This is a genomic window from Leifsonia sp. 10L418, assembly GCF_056395445.1.
Genome location: NZ_JBFTJN010000001.1, coordinates 105459 through 122783, shown reverse-complemented (window position 1 = coordinate 122783; position 17325 = coordinate 105459). Strand labels below are relative to the sequence as shown.

General features: G+C 66.1%; 15 protein-coding genes. 12 read left to right on the top strand and 3 right to left on the bottom strand.

Going from position 1 to position 17325, the window contains the following annotated elements; all coding sequences use genetic code 11:
• Position 1: 1 nt before the first annotated feature.
• Genes leuD through AC1DCF_RS00520 form a run of 5 tightly spaced genes read left to right on the top strand, consistent with a single transcriptional unit; the run spans position 2 to position 4895 of the window.
• On the top strand, positions 2–598 hold the full coding sequence (gene leuD, locus AC1DCF_RS00540; protein ID WP_477209309.1) for a 3-isopropylmalate dehydratase small subunit: 597 nt from the start codon (positions 2–4) through the stop codon (positions 596–598).
• A 7-nt stretch (positions 599–605) separates the two neighbouring features.
• Complete coding sequence (gene murA, locus AC1DCF_RS00535) at positions 606–1976, top strand: UDP-N-acetylglucosamine 1-carboxyvinyltransferase (protein WP_477209308.1); 1371 nt, start codon at positions 606–608, stop codon at positions 1974–1976.
• Between the two features lie 7 nt (positions 1977–1983).
• The gene (locus AC1DCF_RS00530) at positions 1984–2775 is read left to right on the top strand and encodes a lysophospholipid acyltransferase family protein (RefSeq protein ID WP_477209307.1); all 792 of its coding nucleotides are present in this window, start codon (positions 1984–1986) and stop codon (positions 2773–2775) included.
• 25 nt (positions 2776–2800) lie between these two features.
• Positions 2801–3892 carry an NAD(P)H-dependent glycerol-3-phosphate dehydrogenase gene (locus AC1DCF_RS00525; RefSeq protein ID WP_477209306.1) on the top strand — a complete coding sequence of 364 codons (1092 nt, stop codon included), beginning with the start codon at positions 2801–2803 and terminating at the stop codon, positions 3890–3892.
• Entirely contained in the window at positions 3795–4895 is a 1101-nt protein-coding gene (locus AC1DCF_RS00520; RefSeq protein WP_477209305.1) for a D-alanine--D-alanine ligase family protein, read from the top strand. The genes AC1DCF_RS00525 and AC1DCF_RS00520 overlap by 98 nt, the downstream gene beginning before the upstream one ends.
• Positions 4896–4969: 74 nt before the next feature.
• On the opposite strand, the gene AC1DCF_RS00515 is transcribed toward AC1DCF_RS00520, so the two are convergent.
• Positions 4970–5497, bottom strand: a complete 528-nt coding sequence (locus AC1DCF_RS00515) for a DUF3515 domain-containing protein (RefSeq protein ID WP_477209304.1) — start codon at positions 5495–5497, stop codon at positions 4970–4972.
• Between the two features lie 24 nt (positions 5498–5521).
• Between AC1DCF_RS00515 and thiL the strand changes: the two genes are divergently transcribed.
• The gene (gene thiL / locus AC1DCF_RS00510) at positions 5522–6547 is read left to right on the top strand and encodes a thiamine-phosphate kinase (protein WP_477209303.1); all 1026 of its coding nucleotides are present in this window, start codon (positions 5522–5524) and stop codon (positions 6545–6547) included.
• A gap of 142 nt (positions 6548–6689) precedes the next feature.
• Here the strand turns inward: thiL and rsmD are convergent, their stop codons facing one another.
• Positions 6690–7268, bottom strand: a complete 579-nt coding sequence (gene rsmD / locus AC1DCF_RS00505; protein WP_441790415.1) for a 16S rRNA (guanine(966)-N(2))-methyltransferase RsmD — start codon at positions 7266–7268, stop codon at positions 6690–6692.
• A 129-nt stretch (positions 7269–7397) separates the two neighbouring features.
• On the opposite strand from rsmD, the gene AC1DCF_RS00500 reads away from it, so the two are divergent.
• A complete protein-coding gene (locus AC1DCF_RS00500; protein WP_477209809.1) occupies positions 7398–9575 on the top strand; it encodes an ATP-dependent DNA helicase RecG in 2178 nt (725 codons plus the stop codon).
• A gap of 47 nt (positions 9576–9622) precedes the next feature.
• On the opposite strand, the gene AC1DCF_RS00495 is transcribed toward AC1DCF_RS00500, so the two are convergent.
• Positions 9623–10558, bottom strand: a complete 936-nt coding sequence (locus AC1DCF_RS00495; protein ID WP_441790416.1) for a TetR/AcrR family transcriptional regulator C-terminal domain-containing protein — start codon at positions 10556–10558, stop codon at positions 9623–9625.
• A gap of 76 nt (positions 10559–10634) precedes the next feature.
• On the opposite strand from AC1DCF_RS00495, the gene AC1DCF_RS00490 reads away from it, so the two are divergent.
• The 5 genes from AC1DCF_RS00490 (at position 10635) to AC1DCF_RS00470 (ending at position 17307) form a co-directional block, all read left to right on the top strand.
• A complete protein-coding gene (locus tag AC1DCF_RS00490; protein WP_477209302.1) occupies positions 10635–11825 on the top strand; it encodes an FAD-dependent monooxygenase in 1191 nt (396 codons plus the stop codon).
• A 175-nt stretch (positions 11826–12000) separates the two neighbouring features.
• A complete protein-coding gene (gene coaD, locus AC1DCF_RS00485; RefSeq protein WP_441790418.1) occupies positions 12001–12489 on the top strand; it encodes a pantetheine-phosphate adenylyltransferase in 489 nt (162 codons plus the stop codon).
• Between the two features lie 149 nt (positions 12490–12638).
• Complete coding sequence (locus AC1DCF_RS00480; RefSeq protein WP_477209808.1) at positions 12639–13610, top strand: AAA family ATPase; 972 nt, start codon at positions 12639–12641, stop codon at positions 13608–13610.
• Positions 13611–13690: 80 nt separating this feature from the next.
• Positions 13691–14956: a DUF58 domain-containing protein gene (locus tag AC1DCF_RS00475; RefSeq protein ID WP_477209301.1), complete on the top strand. Its 1266-nt coding sequence runs from the start codon at positions 13691–13693 to the stop codon at positions 14954–14956.
• Positions 14953–17307 carry a transglutaminase TgpA family protein gene (locus AC1DCF_RS00470; RefSeq protein WP_477209300.1) on the top strand — a complete coding sequence of 785 codons (2355 nt, stop codon included), beginning with the start codon at positions 14953–14955 and terminating at the stop codon, positions 17305–17307. The genes AC1DCF_RS00475 and AC1DCF_RS00470 overlap by 4 nt, the downstream gene beginning before the upstream one ends.
• Positions 17308–17325: the final 18 nt, after the last annotated feature.

Genomic DNA, 17325 nt, shown 5'->3' with positions numbered 1-17325 from the left:
CATGGAAAAGTTCAGCGAAGTTACCGGCGTCGGCGTGCCCCTGCGCCGCTCGAACGTCGACACCGACCAGATCATCCCCGCTGTGTACCTCAAGCGCGTCACCAAGACGGGCTTCGAAGACGCACTCTTCGCCGGCTGGCGCGCCGACCCCGAATTCGTGCTGAACCAGCCCGCGTACCAGGGAGCCCGCGTTCTCGTGGCCGGAGCCGATTTCGGCACCGGTTCCTCCCGCGAACACGCCGTCTGGGCCCTGCGCGACTACGGGTTCGACGTGGTGCTGAGCCCGCGTTTCGGCGACATCTTCCGCGGCAACTCCGGCAAGCAGGGTCTTGTTGCCGGTCAGATCACCGAGGAAGACGCTGAGCTTCTGTGGAGCGCCATTGAGGCGAACCCGGGAATTGAAGTGACCGTGAATCTGTTGGACAAAACAGCTCGTATCGGCGACCTCACAGTCTCGTTCGAGATCGACGAATACACTAGATGGCGGCTGCTCGAAGGTCTCGACGACATCGGCCTAACCCTGCGCGATGAGGCGCGGATTTCTGAATTCGAATCCCAGCGGGAGTCATGGCGACCCCGCACTCTCCCTGCAAGGTAGGTAATTTGTGAGCACACTCGGTGAAGACGCGCAGAACCATGGCGCAGCCGTCGGCCTCCTCGGTGATCGGATCACCATCCGCGGCGGAACGCCTCTGGTTGGACGTATCGAGCTGAAGGGTGCGAAGAACCTGGTGACCAAGGCAATGGTCGCCGCGCTGCTCGGCGAAACGCCGAGCGTGCTGAAAGATGTTCCGAACATCAGCGACGTGCGCATTGTGCGTGGCTTGCTGGAGGTTCACGGCGTCCTGGTGACCGACGGCGATGAGCCTGGCGAACTGATTCTCGACCCGGTCAACGTTGAAAGCGCGCACTACGCCGACATCGACGCCCACGCCGGTTCCTCGCGCATTCCGATCCTGTTCTGCGGACCGCTGCTGCACCGTCTCGGTGAGGCATTCATCCCCGACCTGGGTGGCTGCCGCATCGGCGACCGTCCGATCGACTACCACCTCGACGTGCTGCGCAAGTTCGGTGCCGTCGTCGAGAAGCAGGCCAACGGCATCCGGATGTCTGCGCCCAACGGCCTCAAGGGCACCAAGGTCGACCTGCCCTACCCGAGCGTCGGTGCGACCGAGCAGGTTCTGCTCACCGCCGTGCGTGCCGAGGGGATCACCGAGCTCAAGGGCGCGGCGATCGAGCCGGAGATCATGGATCTCATCAACATCTTGCAGAAGATGGGCGCGATCATCACCGTCGACACCGACCGTGTGATCCGCATCGAGGGTGTCGAGCGACTCGAGGGTTACCAGCACCGTGCGCTCTTCGACCGCAACGAGGCTGCCAGCTGGGCTGCCGCAGCACTGGCCACCGACGGCGACATTTTCGTCGGCGGGGCACGCCAGGCCGAGATGATCACCTTCCTGAACGTCTTCCGCAAGGTCGGTGGCGCGTTCGACATCCACGACGACGGCATCCGTTTCTACCACCCCGGTGGAGAGCTGAAGCCCGTCATCATCGAAACGGATGTGCACCCCGGGTTCATGACCGACTGGCAGCAGCCGCTCGTCATCGCCCTGACCAAGGCGCACGGCGTGTCGATCGTTCACGAGACCGTCTATGAGCAGCGCTTCGGCTTCGTCGACGCCCTGGTCGAGATGGGCGCGACAATTCAGATTCACAAGGAATGCCTCGGCGGACACCCGTGCCGCTTCGGCCAGCGCAACTTCAACCACTCGGCCGTCATCACCGGGCCGACGAAGCTGCACGGCGCCGACATCGAGGTTCCCGACCTGCGTGGTGGCTTCAGCCACCTCATCGCCGCGCTGTCGGCCGAAGGCACGTCCACGGTCAGCAACGTCGGAATCATCGCTCGTGGCTACGAAAACTTCATCACCAAGCTGGAGCTGTTGGGGGCTGACTTCGATCTCGAAGGATAATAGGGCTGTGCCATCGAAACCCACCCCTGAGTCCTCCGCGTCGTCGCCTGCGTCACGCGTGCGCTCGGAGAAGAGCCGTCCGTCGATCTTCTGGCTTTTGGCCGCGATCGCTCTGCCATTCATGAATCTCGTCGCCAAGTACGAAATTCAAGACCGGGAGAAGTTTCCGCGCACCACAGCATTCGTGTTCGCACCCAACCATTACAGCGAGATCGATCCCGTTGTGATGGGTGTGGTGGCCTGGAAGCTCGGGCGTCTGCCCCGGTTCATGGCGAAGGGCTCCCTCTTCAAGATTCCGGTCATCGGATATCTGCTTCGGAAGTCAGGCCAGATCCCCGTGCAGCGTGGCGGTTCCGTGCGTGGCAGCGAGCCGGTGAAGGCTGCTGAGCGACTCGTTGAGAACGGCCAGATGGTTGTCGTCTACCCGGAAGGTTCGCTGACTCGCGATCCTGATCTGTGGCCGATGCGTGGCAAGACCGGCGCCGTTCGCATCGCGCTCGAGCACGACATCCCGATCATTCCGGCAGCGCACTGGGGAACTCAGGAGTTGATGCCCCGCTACTCGAAGAAGATCAGTGTCTTTCCGCGCAAGACGATCACGGTGAAGATCGGCGACCCGGTCGACCTGTCCCGTTTTCAGGGGCTCCCGCTGAACGCAACAACGCTGAATGAAGCGACAGCCGTGGTGATGGATGCCATCACCGCGCTGCTCGAAGACTTGCGCGGGGAGAAAGCCCCTGCAGTGCGGTGGAACCCTGCCGAACACGACCAGAAAGAGACCGGCCGTTTTGAAGCCTAAGGTTCAGCCTGCCCCCCGCGTTGCTGTGCTCGGAGCCGGAAGTTGGGGAACGACGTTCGCCAAAATTCTGGCCGACGGTGGAGCAGACGTCATGCTCTGGGCGCGCCGACCCGAGCTCGCCAAGGAAATCGCCGAGGGGCGCCGCAACAGCGACTACCTGCCGGGCATCAACTTGCCGGTCGGGCTGCGCGCCACGTCACGACTCGATCTGGCCCTCGCCGGTGCCCAGCAGGTGTTCGTCTCGGTTCCCAGCCAGTCGCTGCGCGAGAACCTGATCGCCGCCGAGCCGTATCTCGAGCCCAACGCGATCATCGTCTCCCTGATGAAGGGCGTCGAGCGCTCGACCGGCCTCCGCATGAGCGAGGTCATCGAGCAAGTGCTGCCGATCGATCCGTCGCGTATCGCCGCGATCTCCGGGCCGAACCTGGCGCTGGAAATTGCCAAGGAGCAGCCGACGGCCGCCGTTGTCTCGTCAAGCAGCCTGGAGACGGCGCAGGCCGTCGCGATGCTCGCGAACACCCGCTACTTCCGTTCCTATGTGAACACGGATGTCATCGGCACTGAGTTCGGCGGCGTCCTGAAGAACCTCATCGCCGTGGCCATCGGCATCGTCGACGGTGTCGGCTACGGCGAGAATACCAAGGCCTCAATCATCACGCGCGGACTCGTCGAAATGACCGACTTCGCCGTCGCCTACGGCGCTCACCCCGAAACACTCGCCGGTCTGGCCGGCCTCGGCGACCTGATCGCCACCTGCCAGTCGCCGCTGTCGCGCAACAACACGGCGGGACGCCTTCTCGGCCAGGGTTACAGCATCAATGATGTGACCAAGCAGATGCAGCAGACCACTGAGGGTCTCGCATCCGTCGGCCCGATTCTGGAACTGGCGCGCGCCAAGGGCGTCGAAATGCCTATTGTCGAGCAGGTGCGCCAGGTACTTGCCGGAACATTGAACCCGAGGGACATCGCGCCCCACCTGACCACCGACTCTGGGGAACCGCAGGGCGAAAGGACGATTGATGACGGACAAGCTCACGGTAGCGCTGCTCTTTGGGGGTCGCTCAAGCGAACATTCGATCAGCTGCGCCACAGCCGGCGGGGTACTGGCGGCAATTGACCGCGACCGCTACACGGTCATCCCGATCGGGATCACGCGCGACGGCGCGTTCATCCTCGAAGCGGACGACCCCACCAAGTTTGCGCTGAACCCGGCAGCGATGCCGGAGGTTGTCGACAACGGCACCCGAGTGATCTGGCCCGACAGCGCGGGCAACACGACGTTGCGGGTGACGGATGGCGGCGAAACGCGTGACCTGGGTGACGTCGACCTGGTCTTTCCGATCGTTCACGGGCCCTTCGGCGAAGACGGCACCCTGCAGGGGATGCTCGAGTTGATCGGTCTGCCCTACGTGGGTTCCGGCGTGCTCGCCTCGGCGCTCGGCATGGACAAGCACTTCACCAAGACGGTGCTGATGCAGGCCGGAGTGCCGGTGGCGCCGTGGCGCACGATCACTGCCGACGCGCACGCGGCCGACTCCACGCTGGCAGAGCAGGCGCTGACCGAACTCGGTCTTCCCGCGTTCGTGAAACCGGCCCGCGCCGGGTCGAGTGTCGGCGTGAGCAAGGTGTCGACTCCGAATCAGCTGGCCCAGGCGTTGGCGACGGCGTTTGCCGAAGACCACAAGGTGCTCATCGAATCGGGCCTGGTCGGGCGCGAAATCGAGGTCGCCGTGCTGCAAGATCGCCCGGGAACGCCCACCCGGGCATCCGTCGCCGGTGAGGTGATCGTCAGCGGTCGCGACTTCTACGACTTCGCCGCCAAGTATGAGGGGGCGGCCGGCATCGACCTGGTCTGCCCGGCCGATCTCTCCGCTGCGGAACTGGCCGAGATGCAGGCGCTGGCGATTCGCGCGTTCGACGCGATCGGCGGAGCCGGGCTCGCCCGTGTCGACTTCTTCTTGACCGCTGACGGCTGGGTCGTCAACGAGCTCAACACGATGCCGGGCTTCACCCCGATCTCGATGTTCCCCACGTGCTGGTTGGCCAGCGGCTTCACCTACCCGCAGCTGATCGACGAGCTGATCGAGGTGGCACTCGCGCGGGTCGGGCACGGATCGTAGCCTTCGACCCGATCCATCACAGGTACGTCAGCAGCCCCCGATCACGGATCGGGGGCTGCTGACGTTGACGGGTGCTACGGGGTCGGCGCGTCAGAGGGGAGCGTCACGTCATCGGCGCCCAGACACGCTCCGGTGGTCGGGAGAACGCTGACGGCGTTCGTGAGGTCGGCCAGCACGGTTGATCCGGCGACAGCTTTCGAATCGACGACGACCTCGACGGCGGGCTCCCGCCCGTACGTCGTGAATCGGTAGAGGGGGGCGTCGGTGTCGTCTTCAATCCAGTCGACGCCGTTGATGCTCACGCATGGCAGGGTCGTCGGCCCGGGAACCTCCACACCGCAGTGCAGCAGAATCGACGACGCGCCGGGTTCCCCCCATGCGCCGGTCGACTGCGCGTTGGTTTCCAATTCCGCCTTGTCGGCGACGGAGGTGGGCAGATGAACGATGACATCGGCACATTTCGCGTTCGTGGCGTCGGGGGCCGGCTGCAGCGGAACAGCCGCGGCACAGCCGGAGAGCAGCAGGGCGCCGACGAAGAGAACGGGGACCGCGAGTGCGGCGGGGCGGAGTGCGGCGTGGCGCGCGCGGAATCGGAGAGTCATCCCTTTCAGGCTACCGTTTCAGATATGACGAATGCTGCGAGCACCCCTCCTTCGCCGAGATCGGCCAGTGCCGACACGCTGACCCTGGCCGACCTGAGCGAGGGCGAAGTGCTTGCTCGCATCTTTCCGCGTCTGCCGCACGCTGACGCCGAACTGCTCGGCCCCGGTGACGATGCGGCGGTGATCGCCGCACCGGACGGGCGCTTCGTTGTGACCACCGACATGATGATCCACGGTCCTGACTTCCGGCTGGCCTGGTCGACGCCGAACGACCTCGGCTGGAAGGCTGCAGCCACCAACCTCTCGGATGTCGCGGCCATGGGTGCGACACCGTCGGCGCTCGTCGTGGCCATCGCGGCGCCCCCGCACACACCGATCAGCGTGATCGAGGGCATCGCCGACGGACTGCGAGCCTGCTGCGAAGCCCTGTCCCCGGGCTGTGGGGTCGTTGGAGGCGACCTGTCGGCGTCGGACACCCTCACGCTGGCCGTGACGGCATTCGGCGATCTGGGCGGGCGCGCCCCGGTTCTGCGCTCGGGCGCGCGTCCCGGCGATGTCGTGGCGATCGCTGGTCGCCTGGGCGCCGCGGCGGCCGGTCTCGAACTGCTGTTTCGGCACGGTGTCGACGAGGCGGGCAACCCGGATGCCGCGCGTGCGGACGAGCTGAAGCTCGCGCATCCTGAGGCCCTCAACGCCCAGCTTCGCCCCGAACCGCCGGTTCTTCTCGGCCCGGTCGCCGCGCTCGGCGGGGCGACGGCAATGCTCGACGTCTCTGACGGGCTCGCCATCGACGCCGGACGGATCGCCCGTGCGAGCGGCGTCGGCATCGATTTCGACTCATCGGCGCTGGGGGAGCGCATCGAGGTCGCGCTCGGCGGTGGAGAAGACCACGGTCTGCTCGCGACGTTCCCCGCCGACGTGCCGCTACCCACCGGATTTCGGGCGATCGGGGTCGTCACGGCGAAGGCGGGATCGATTCTCGTCGATGGTGCCCCGCACGACCAGAATGGCTGGGACCCCTACCGTGGCTGGAACGGTGCGGTCGGCTGATCCCTCGCGCCGAGTTTGAGATTTGCGGTCGAAACACCCTGGTGTGCCGGGGTGCTTCGACCGGAACGGTCAAACTCGGCGACGTGTGATGGGCGGATGCGCACGGTCAGATGGTGAGGTCAGGCGTGAGCCAGTCAGCAGATCAGGCGTCGGGGAGGGCCGGCTCCACGTACCAGACGATCGTCTCGCCGTAGGCCTTGCGACGCGAGGGCACGAGGCCGGTGCCCCACACGGGCTCGGGCGAGCGAGAGCCACGCTCCAGAACCACGAGGGCGTCCTCGGAGAGCAGGGGAGCGAGCGCCGCTAGGTTCTGGGTCAGCTCGGCCTCGTCGAGGTCGTAGGGCGGGTCGATGAAGACCAGGTCGAACTCGCCGGTGGCCGAGTTCAGGAAGGCCTGCACCGACTGACCGGTTGTCGAAATCTTGGGGGCGTCGCGTGAGGGGGCCATCCGCAACACGGCCTCGGTGTTCTTGCGGCACATTGCGGCGGCGCTCGAGGCCTTCTCGACGAGCACAACAGAACGTGCTCCGCGACTGGCGGCTTCGAGGCCCAGGCCGCCGGAGCCGGCGTAGAGGTCGAGCACGCGGGTGTGGCTGATGGCGTCGCGCGCGTCGAGCGCCGAAAAGATCGCCTCGCGAACACGGTCGCTGGTGGGGCGGGTACCGGTCTTCGGAACGGCCAAGGTCAGGGAGCCGGCGAAACCGGCGACAATTCGAGTCATCTCTCTTTGAGCCTATCGGCAGAGCGAGGCGGGGAATGAAAAGATAGGGGGGTGACTGACGCTGCGCCGATTCTGCCCAACCCGTCGGCCGAGCCTTCGGCGCACGCCTCCGGACCCGCCAAGCCGCTGATCTATGACGCCACCCTCGACACCAAGATCTCGGCCGTCGTCGGCGGTCGCACGGCCCAGGCACTGGCCAAGGCGTTCGACATGGAAACCGTCGGTGACCTGCTCAGCCACTACCCTCGTCGCTACGCCCGTCGCGGCGAGCTGACTGCGCTCGACGAGCTGCCGCGCGGCGAGAGCGTCACGATCGTCGCCGAAGTGCTGTCGGTCAATCTCCGGGAAATGAAGTCCAAGCGCGGTTCCATCGTCGAGGTCAAGATTTCCGACGGCAACGGCATTCTCACGTTGACTTTCTTCAACCAGAAGTGGCGCGCCGAAGCGCTGCGCCGCGGCATGCGCGGCATCTTCGCCGGCAAGGTGACGGACTACAAGGGGGCCCTGCAGCTGGCACATCCCGACTACGAACTCTTCACCGACGACGCCGACGCACCTCCGCGCGACAGTGATGCGCAACGGCGCTGGGTCGAGGCGCCGATTCCGATCTACCCGGCCACCTCGACAGTGGCGAGTTGGCAGATCGCGAAGACCGTGGCGTTGGTGCTGGACGCCTTGGGCCCGCTGCCCGACCCGCTGCCCGGTGCCCTGCGCGCCGAACGCTCACTGCTCACTCAGCGCGACGCCCTCGAGAAGATCCATCGTCCGGCAACGGATGCCGACTGGCGCGCGGCCAGAGACACGCTCAAATTCACCGAGGCGTTCGTTCTGCAATGCGCGCTCGTGCTGCAGCACAATGCGGCCCGCGGGCGGGCGACGCGGCCTCGCGTGCCGACGCCCGGCGGTTTTCTCGATCACTTCGATGGCACCCTTCCGTTCGAGTTGACCGGCGACCAGCGCCAGGTGGGCGGCGAAATTGCCCGGGACCTGGCCGAGAGTGGTCCGATGAACCGTCTCGTGCAAGGCGAGGTGGGATCGGGAAAGACGGTCGTCGCGCTGCGCGCCATGCTCGCGGTCGCCGATTCCGGCGGACAGTCGGCCCTTCTTGCGCCGACCGAGGTGCTCGCGGCACAACATCTTCGCTCGATCGTGCGCATGCTCGGACCCGACCGTGCGGCCGAGCTCATGCCGACTTTGCTCACTGGAGCGCTGCCGGCCGCCGACCGCAAGAAGGCGCTGCTACGCACCGTGTCCGGCCAGGCGCGCATTGTCATCGGCACCCACGCGTTGCTCAGCGACACTGTTCACTTCTTCGACCTCGGCCTCGTCGTCGTCGACGAACAGCACAGATTCGGGGTCGAACAGCGTGAGGCCCTGCGCTTGAAAGGCGCCCAGCCGCCGCACGTGCTCGTGCTCACGGCCACTCCGATCCCGCGCACCATTGCGATGACCGTGTTCGGCGACCTGGATGTCAGCACCATCGCCGAACTCCCGGCCGGGCGCCAAGGAATCGAGAGCTTCGTCGTACCGCTCGCCGAAAAACCCGCCTGGTCGATGCGCGTCTGGACGCGGCTCGCCGAAGAGCTCGCACAGGGCCGCCAGGCCTTCGTCGTCTGTTCCGCAATTTCGCCCAAGCTGCGGGAACCGGGGGAGGAAGCGCCGCCTGCCGGTGAGGGCGACGAGGTGAAGACACCGCCGATCACCGTCGAGGGGTTGCTCGCCGAGTTGCGCGCCAAACCCGAGCTCGCCGGCGCCCGGATCGAGCCGCTGCATGGTCGGATGTCGAGCGACGAGAAAGACCTGACGATGCGTGCGTTCGCCGCGGGTGACATCGACATCCTCGTGGCGACGACGGTGATTGAGGTCGGCGTCGACGTACCCAATGCGTCGGCAATGGTCGTGATGGATGCCGATCGCTTCGGCGTCTCTCAACTGCACCAGTTGCGGGGCCGGGTGGGACGAGGCGAGATCCCGGGGCTCTGCCTGCTCGTGACCACCGCGTCGGCCGACTCCCTCGCCCGGGAGCGCGTCGATGCCGTCGCATCGACTCTCGACGGCTTCGAACTGGCCCAGGCCGACCTCTCGCTGCGGCGGGAAGGTGACGTTTTGGGTGGCGAGCAGTCAGGTGGCAAGTCGTCGTTGCGGCTGCTTCGCGTCGCCACGGATGGCGAGCTGATCACCCAGGCCCGTGCCCACGCACACGAACTCATCGGGGACGATCCCGATCTGTCGAGCATTCCGCCACTGGCCGCAGCGGTGCGGCGCCGGCTCGACGAGTCCGAGCGCTCCTGGCTCCGCAAGGGCTGAGTCTCGACTCAGCCCATCGTGCTCTCCGACGGGGGAGCGACGAACGATCAGGCTTCCCCGGGGGCCAGGGGCTTCTTTGCGCTGGGGGTCGTGTTGTCGACGACAGGCGTACGGGCGAGCCAGCCTTCGATTCCGTCGAGCAATCGCTGGAGCCCGAATTCGAACAAGGCGTTCAAGTCAAGGTCGAAGTCGTCTGATCGCACCAGGGAGGCGAGCAGCGGGAGGTCTTGCGGCGATACCATCGCCGCGATGTCTGGGGATCGTGTCGTCATGTATTCGTCGGCTGTGAGACCCGTGTCTTGCTGTTGCTCGGCCTCGGAGGCGATGTCGATCGCCATCCCCTTGACGTGACTGAAGACGATGACGCTGATGTACATCATCAACTCCATGCTCAACTCAAGCGGAGCGAGTGCTCGCAAACACCATTCCGTATAACGGAATCCATTCGGCACGAGCTGTGGTCTCGTGATTGACATCACGCCGGCGAGCCACGGATGCCGCAGAAAGCCCGCCCACTGCAACCGGGCGGAGACCTCCAGATCGGCACGCCAGTCCGAGTCTGACGGGGGTGGGAAGGAATCCTCCCCGAGCACCGTATCGATCATGAGCAGGACGAGGCCGTCCTTGCTTTCGACATACCGGTACAGCGACATCGTCGAGGTGCCGAGCTCGGCGGCGATGCGTCGCATCGAGATCGCATCGATGCCTTCCGCATCCGCCATCATGATGGCGGCCGCCACGACCCTTTCGGTCGACAGGTGTGCCGGCGACGGGGCGGCCGGCGATGCGACCACGCTCCCAATGCCCGGCGTCGACACGATGAGCCCCTGTAGTTGCAGCTGCGCAAGCGCCTTCGTGGCGGTGGCAATTGCGACTCCCCACTCCTTGGTGATCCCGCGCGCCGAAGGGACTCGATCGCCGGGGCCCAGAATTCCCGACACGATCCGCTTGGCGATCTCCGCCGCAATGCTCTGAGAAGTCACACGCACCGTACTAGTACACCACCCTCAAAACTAGAACACTTGTACGGCGTACATTGCTTGTACTACCGTTCGAGCTATGAACGAATACAGTGTACTCATTTCAGGTGCAGGGATCGCAGGGCCTGCCCTCGCGCATTGGCTGCACCGGCAGGGCATTCGGTCCACGATCGTCGAGCAAGCGCCCGATCTTCGACTCGGCGGACAGGCCGTCGACCTCCGTGGTCTCGGCGAGGTGGTCGCGCAGCGTATGGGAATCATGGCGCGCGTTCGAGAACGCATCGTGCACGAGAAGGGGCTGCGCTACATCGACAGAACCGGCAGGGAGCTCGCCACGATGCCCGCTGATCTGTTCGTCGGCGACGGCAGTCCGGTGACCGAGATCGAGATCATGAAAGGCGACCTCACGGAGATCCTTCACGACCTCGTCGAGGAGCACACCGAGATCATCTTCGGCGACCGCATCACGGCGCTGTCGGACGGTGTCGACGGCGTCGCCGTCACCTTCCTCAGCGGGCTCACACGCACCTTTGACCTCGTCGTGGGAGCCGATGGGATCCACTCGGGTGTGCGATCGCTCGCCTTCGGTCCGGAGTCCCAGTTCGTGGTCCACCTCGGCGCCTACCTCGGCTACTGCACGGTCTGGGATGCCGGACCACTCGACTCGTGGTTCGACATGTACAACGAGCCCGGCAGGATGCTCGCCCTTCGGCCGGAGCGAGGCGGCACCGCCAAGGCCATGCTCGCCTTTGCCGACACCGGAGTGGACGTCGATCGGCGCGACGTCGCCAGCCAGAAGCGTCTTCTGCACGAGGTCTTCGCGGGTATGGGCTGGCGATCTGAGGAGCTGCTCGCGGCGGCCGATGCGGATGACGACTTTCACCTCGACACAGTCAGCCAGGTGCATATGGAGGGCTGGTCCCGCGGCCGGGTCGCGCTGCTCGGAGATGCGGGCTACTGCGGCTCGCCGCTCACGGGCATGGGCACGAGCTTGGCCCTGGTCGGCGCGTACGTGCTGGCCGGTGAGCTGGGCCGTGCACAGGGGGATCACGCCGCGGCCTTCTCGCGCTACGAGAAGGTCATGCGGCCGTATGTCGCCGCGTCCCACACGCTGCCCCCGGGCGGCGTCAACGGCTTCCTTCCGAAGGGGCGCTTCATGCTCCGGATGCGGGTGCTCTCGGCGCGGATGATGCACCACTGGCCGATGCGCCAGCTCGTCGCTCGACTGCTCGACAAGTCCGACGCGATCGCCCTCCCCGAATACGGCTGAGAGGCAGCACCGGGGCCGGAACCCGGTGCGCTGATTTCGAGTGCCACCGGGCAGGGCGAGCAGCGCGGGCGGTCGCGAGTTCATCGCATCCGCCCGCTTCTGCGCGGACACGCTCAAGCTTGGAGGTTGCCTCTGAACGAAGCGGTGGATTACCGGTGGCGCTAGTGTGATCCCTATGCACAGGATCGCCGTCGTCCCTGGTTCTTTCGACCCCGTCACCCTCGGGCACCTTGATGTGATCGGACGGGCCGCCGGCCTCTTCGATGAGCTTCACGTTCTCGTTGTGCACAACCCCGGCAAGTCGGCGCTGCTGCCGATCACCCAGCGGGTCTCCCTGCTGGAGGAGGCGATCGCCGAGGCTGAGCTGCCCGGCAACATCGTCGTCGCCTCCTGGAGCGTCGGTCTGCTGGTCGACTACTGCCAGGAAGTCGGCGCGAGTGTTCTCGTCAAAGGCATCCGCTCGCAGGTTGACGTGGCCTACGAAACCCCGATGGCTATCGTCAACCGTAATCTGGCGTCGGTGGAGACGATCTTTCTACTGCCCGACCCGGCCCACGCCCATGTCTCAAGTTCACTTGTGCGTCAGGTCGCCTCCCTCGGCGGTGACATCGCTCCCTACGTGCCGTCGAATGTCGCCCGCTACCTGCAACAGGTGCGCGTGTGAACCCGGGCTCGCTTCCACTCTCGACCGACCAGGGCGTCGGCCGAGATGTCACTGTTCCCGTCGAGGGTGCGGCGGTGCGCGGCGGGCTGAGCGGGGAACCGGCCGGCAGCACACACGGTGCGAATTCCTCCCGGCTCGCTGACGGCTCGATCCCGGCCGTCGCTGAGATCCAGACGGCTGCGGCCCGTATCGTCCGCAACGTCGAAAAGGTCATCGATGGCAAGTCGGCCGCGGTGCACACGGCGCTGACGGTGCTGCTGGCCGGCGGGCACCTCCTGATCGAAGATGTGCCGGGTGTCGGAAAGACGATGCTGGCCAAAGCCTTGGCCGCCTCCGTGGACTGCAGCGTCAGTCGCATCCAGTTCACCCCCGACCTGCTTCCCTCCGACGTCACGGGCGTGTCGGTGTTCAATCAGGCTGAGCGGCGGTTCGAGTTCAAGCGCGGCGCGGTATTCGCCAACATCGTGATCGGCGACGAGATCAACCGGGCAAGCCCGAAGACGCAGTCGGCTCTGCTCGAATGCATGGAAGAGCGCCAGGTCACCATCGATGGTGTCACCTACCCGCTGGGGAGCCCCTTTACCGTCGTCGCCACCCAGAACCCGATCGAGATGGAAGGCACCTACGCGCTGCCCGAAGCACAACGTGACCGGTTCATGGCCCGGATTTCGATGGGCTACCCCGACACCTCGTCGGAGCTGGCCATGCTCGATTCCCGTGACACCACGAGCCCGCTGTCTGAGATCGGAGCGGTCGTGTCGGTCGAGGAGTTGAAAGCGATGATGGTGGGCGCCCGCAACGTTTTTGCCTCCAGCGCAGTCAAGGAATACGTGGTGGCGGTCGTACGCGCCACGCGGGATGATCGTGACCTCCGGCTGGGGGCGAGCCCGCGCGCCACTCTCCAACTGATCAGAGCGGCCAAGGCCCAGGCCGCCCTGCATGGGAGGGACTACGTTCTGCCCGATGACATCGACTCCCTGGCCGTCGCGGTGCTCGGGCACCGTCTCATGCCGACCAGCCGGGCCGTCGGCCACCATCGCCAAGACAGCGCGCCGATCATCGAGGAGATCGTGCTGCGAATCCTTGCGGCGACACCTGTTCCGGTGAGTGTCGCGCGCTGACGACAATGTCCCCACGACGGCGACCGGCGGTTCCGGTCTGGTTTCCGCGGCTGACTTTGCGCGGCAGAGTCTTTCTCATCGTGGCTGCCGCAATTCTGGCCGTCGCCTATCTGCTCGGACGTCAGGACCTGCTCTTCATCGGGGGCGTGCTCGTTTTTGTTCCCGTCGTCGCGGCGGTCGTGGTCGGATTGCGGCCGGTGCGGGTGCAGATTACTCGCGTGTTCCGGCCGCCCGTCGTCGCTGCGGGGTCGTCGGCGTCGGTGTCGGTGCGGCTGCAGAATCTGTCGGCGGGACCCCTCAACGGCATCCGTTGGACAGAGCTCACGTCCGCAGGGCTGCTCGGGCCGGATTCTGCCGTTCTCCCGGGACTCCAGGGGGTGCTGGGCGGCGCGCCGCACCGGCCGCAGACCGCCACCGTCGACTACACCCTCACCCCGGACGAGCGAGGCGTCTACGACGTCGGTCCACTCGTGCTCACCCGGTTCGACCCGTTCGGCTTGGCGTTCTCGCAACGGCCCTGCGGGTCGGCCAACGACCTGGTCGTGACGCCGCGCGTCGCGTGGCTTCCGGGCAGCGGGCTGTCCGTCGTCGGCGGCGACGGAGCAAACCACGAGCTGCAACGCCACCATAATCCGCACGCGGATGAACTCATCGCGCGGGAGTACCGCCCGGGGGATCCGATGCGGCGGGTCAATTGGCCGGCCACGGCCAGGCGCGGCGAGATCATGGTGCGACAAGAGGAACAACGCAGCAACCCGTCGGTGCGGATCGTGCTCGACACGACGGAGGCCGCCAACTCATCCCGCGATTTCGATGTGATGAACCCCGGCGATTCCGCCTTCGAGCTGAGCATCGAGTTCGTTGCCTCGATCGGTGTGCATCTGCTGGAGGCAGGCTACCGCCTCGAGGTCATTGAACTCGGACAGAGTCAGTTGCGCGCCGACGGGCCTGGCAGTGAGGCGGCAGCCATCCACGGCGATGTACCCGCGACCTACACCGGTCTGCACGGCGATCGTGCCCTGCTCGAGGGTCTGGCCGGAATTGTTCCGGTCGCCGCGCCGGTCGATGGTTCTCCCGCCGGCCCGCGGCGCACAGAGTCGTCGGCAGATCGGGGATTCGAACCGACCTTCGCCATTCTGTCGGCGGTCGATGATCAGGATGTCCACACCCTCGACGTTCTGCGCGTGCATGCCGACCCCGCCGTTGCCTTCGTGCTCGACACCGTGTCAGAAGAGATGATCGATCGCTTGGCCGACTCCGGCTGGCTTTGCGTGGCCGTGCATCGCGAAGAAGACTTCGGTCGGGCCTGGGAGCAGGCGATGAGTGTGCGCAAGGTCGAGAAATGATCCCGGTGCAAGCACCTCCCGGTTCTCCGGCCGTCGTGCGGCCTCCGGAGGCCACCGAAGAATCTGCGCGCAAACGAGCCGCGCGCGGCAGGAAGCGGCGGGTACCTGACGCCCAGTGGCCAATCGTTGCAGCCCTGCTGGTTCTCTTCGCCGTCAGTTGCGGAGCCCTCGGCGCGATCCTCGACGGCACCGGATGGTGGCTGCCGATGGTGGTCACCGCCGCAGTGGTTCTCGGCGCCGGGGGACTCCTCCGCGCGCGCGGACTCGGCCCCCGACTGACCGTGCTCGCGGAGGTCGGCGTCTTCGTGATGCTCATCACCTTGTTCTTCGGTCGAGGCAGCGGTCTGCTCTGGCTGATTCCGACGACGGCGACGATTGACCGGCTGGACGCCCTGGTCGGGGAGGGCATCGATTCGATCTACGTGCAGAACGTTCCGGCAGACGTCGATGCCGGCATTATGTTCTTGCTCATCGTCGGGGCCGGACTCCTCGCGATTCTGATGGATGCCTGCGCAATCGCCTGGCGGGCCCCCGCATTGGCGGGGGTGCCGATGCTGATTCCGCTGGCTGCGCCCGGCTTGCTCATCGATGGTGGAGCGTCTGTGGTGGCGTTGATGCTGGCCGCCGCCGCCTTCCTGGCTCTCCTGATGGTCGATCAGCGAGTGCGACGGCGCGTGGAGCAGTGGCGCGTCGGCGGTTCGCTTGTCGTCGGCGGAATCGGAATTGTTGCCGCGCTGATGCTCAGCATCGTCTTCCCGCCGGTCGGGGCGGGCCCGCTGGTGGGAAACGGAACCGGCGGGCTGTTGTTCGGTTCCGGGGTCAGCCCCCTGGTCGACATCGGCAAAGACCTGCGTCGACCCGATCCGAGCCCCGTACTTCATTACACGACGACGGCCACGACCCTTCCGTACTTCAAACTGCTGACTCTGGACCGTTTCGTCGGAACCACCTGGACGTCCGGTTCTCCTCCGGGGCGCACGGGCCTCTCCATCGACGAGATCACCCGGCCCCCCGGGCTCGGCCCAGATGTCAAGACGTCGGAGTCGAGGACCGAGGTTGACATCGACGGGGTGGCGACGACCTGGCTTCCGGCGCCGTCACCCGCCGTTGCGGTCGATGGTTTGAACGGCCGATGGTTCTGGAACGACTCGGCAGAGGTGATCACCAGCTCGAACAGCACGACCAGGGGTCAGCGGTACACCGTCACGGCGCTGCAACTCGAGCCGACAGCTGAACAGCTGCGCGCCGCGAGCACGAGCTATCCCGAGGACATCCTCGGCTCGCTCGACGTGCCGTCGCCGCGGCCCGCCATCATCGATGAGACCGCACAGAGCGTGACAGCGGGCGCGACGACCGCCTACGACTCCGCTGTGGCCCTGCAGGACTATTTACGGAGTTACCGATTCAGCTACGACACCAAGGCTCCCGTCGTGAATGGCGCTGAAAGCGGGGGAGTCCAAGTCATCGGCGCCTTCCTGGAATCGAAGACCGGATACTGCGTGCACTTCGCCTCGGCGATGGCCATCATGGCTCGCACGCTCGGCATCCCGGCCCGGGTGGCCGTTGGCTACCTTCCGGGCTCCCGCGAATCCAACGCCGGGGCGTCGGCCGGCACGTACACCGTCGACTCGCACGACCTGCATGCGTGGCCGGAACTGTATTTCGTCGGAATCGGCTGGGTTCCGTTTGAGCCGACGCCGAGCCGCGGAACCGTGCCCGCCTACGCCAGGCCCAATCAGCCGGCACCCGCCGGGAGCACGCAGAGCCCCGCGGCGCCGACGTCGATTCCGCGCCCGACCGACAAGCCAGGGCAGAGCCAGAGCACGGCAATTCCTGCCGAAGCCGCTCAAGCGCAGACGATCGACACGGTGGGGAAGGTGACCGGCGCGGTGTTCGCCGTGTTGCTGCTGCTGCTTGTGCCGCTGGTTGTCCGCCAGCTGCGCCGCGCCCGCCGCCGCGCTCTGATCAGATCCGGCGACGCGAATGCCGGTGTGGCTTGGCTGGAACTCACCGACACCGCACGGGATCACCGCATCGGCGTGTACAGCACGGAATCCCCGCGAGCTTTCGCGGCGCGACTGGCCGACATGCCGGCGATGACCGGTGCCGAGGAGCGAGCCGCGCTGGAGCGACTGCTCGTCGAGGAGGAGCGGGAACGATACGATCGCCGCCCTCGCGGGGACGATCGCACAAGCGGCGTCGAACGAGAACACGACGTTCTGCTCGTGGTCGGCGCACTTCACTCCGGCGCCCCACGCTTCACCCGTCTCCTCGCGACGCTGCTGCCGGCTTCGCTTCTGCCGCAGGGCCGAGGCGCTGCCCGCCCTGACCCGAGCAAGCTCCCATCTTGAGAAGCGTAGAATTAGATC

Coding starts and splice junctions, on each gene's coding strand:
- leuD (WP_477209309.1), top strand. CDS start 2: ATGGAAAAGTTCAGCGAAGTTACCGGCGTCGGCGTGCCCCTGCGCCGC.
- AC1DCF_RS00520 (WP_477209305.1), top strand. CDS start 3,795: ATGACGGACAAGCTCACGGTAGCGCTGCTCTTTGGGGGTCGCTCAAGC.
- AC1DCF_RS00515 (WP_477209304.1), bottom strand. CDS start 5,497: ATGACTCTCCGATTCCGCGCGCGCCACGCCGCACTCCGCCCCGCCGCA.
- thiL (WP_477209303.1), top strand. CDS start 5,522: ATGACGAATGCTGCGAGCACCCCTCCTTCGCCGAGATCGGCCAGTGCC.
- rsmD (WP_441790415.1), bottom strand. CDS start 7,268: ATGACTCGAATTGTCGCCGGTTTCGCCGGCTCCCTGACCTTGGCCGTT.
- AC1DCF_RS00490 (WP_477209302.1), top strand. CDS start 10,635: ATGAACGAATACAGTGTACTCATTTCAGGTGCAGGGATCGCAGGGCCT.
- coaD (WP_441790418.1), top strand. CDS start 12,001: ATGCACAGGATCGCCGTCGTCCCTGGTTCTTTCGACCCCGTCACCCTC.
- AC1DCF_RS00470 (WP_477209300.1), top strand. CDS start 14,953: ATGATCCCGGTGCAAGCACCTCCCGGTTCTCCGGCCGTCGTGCGGCCT.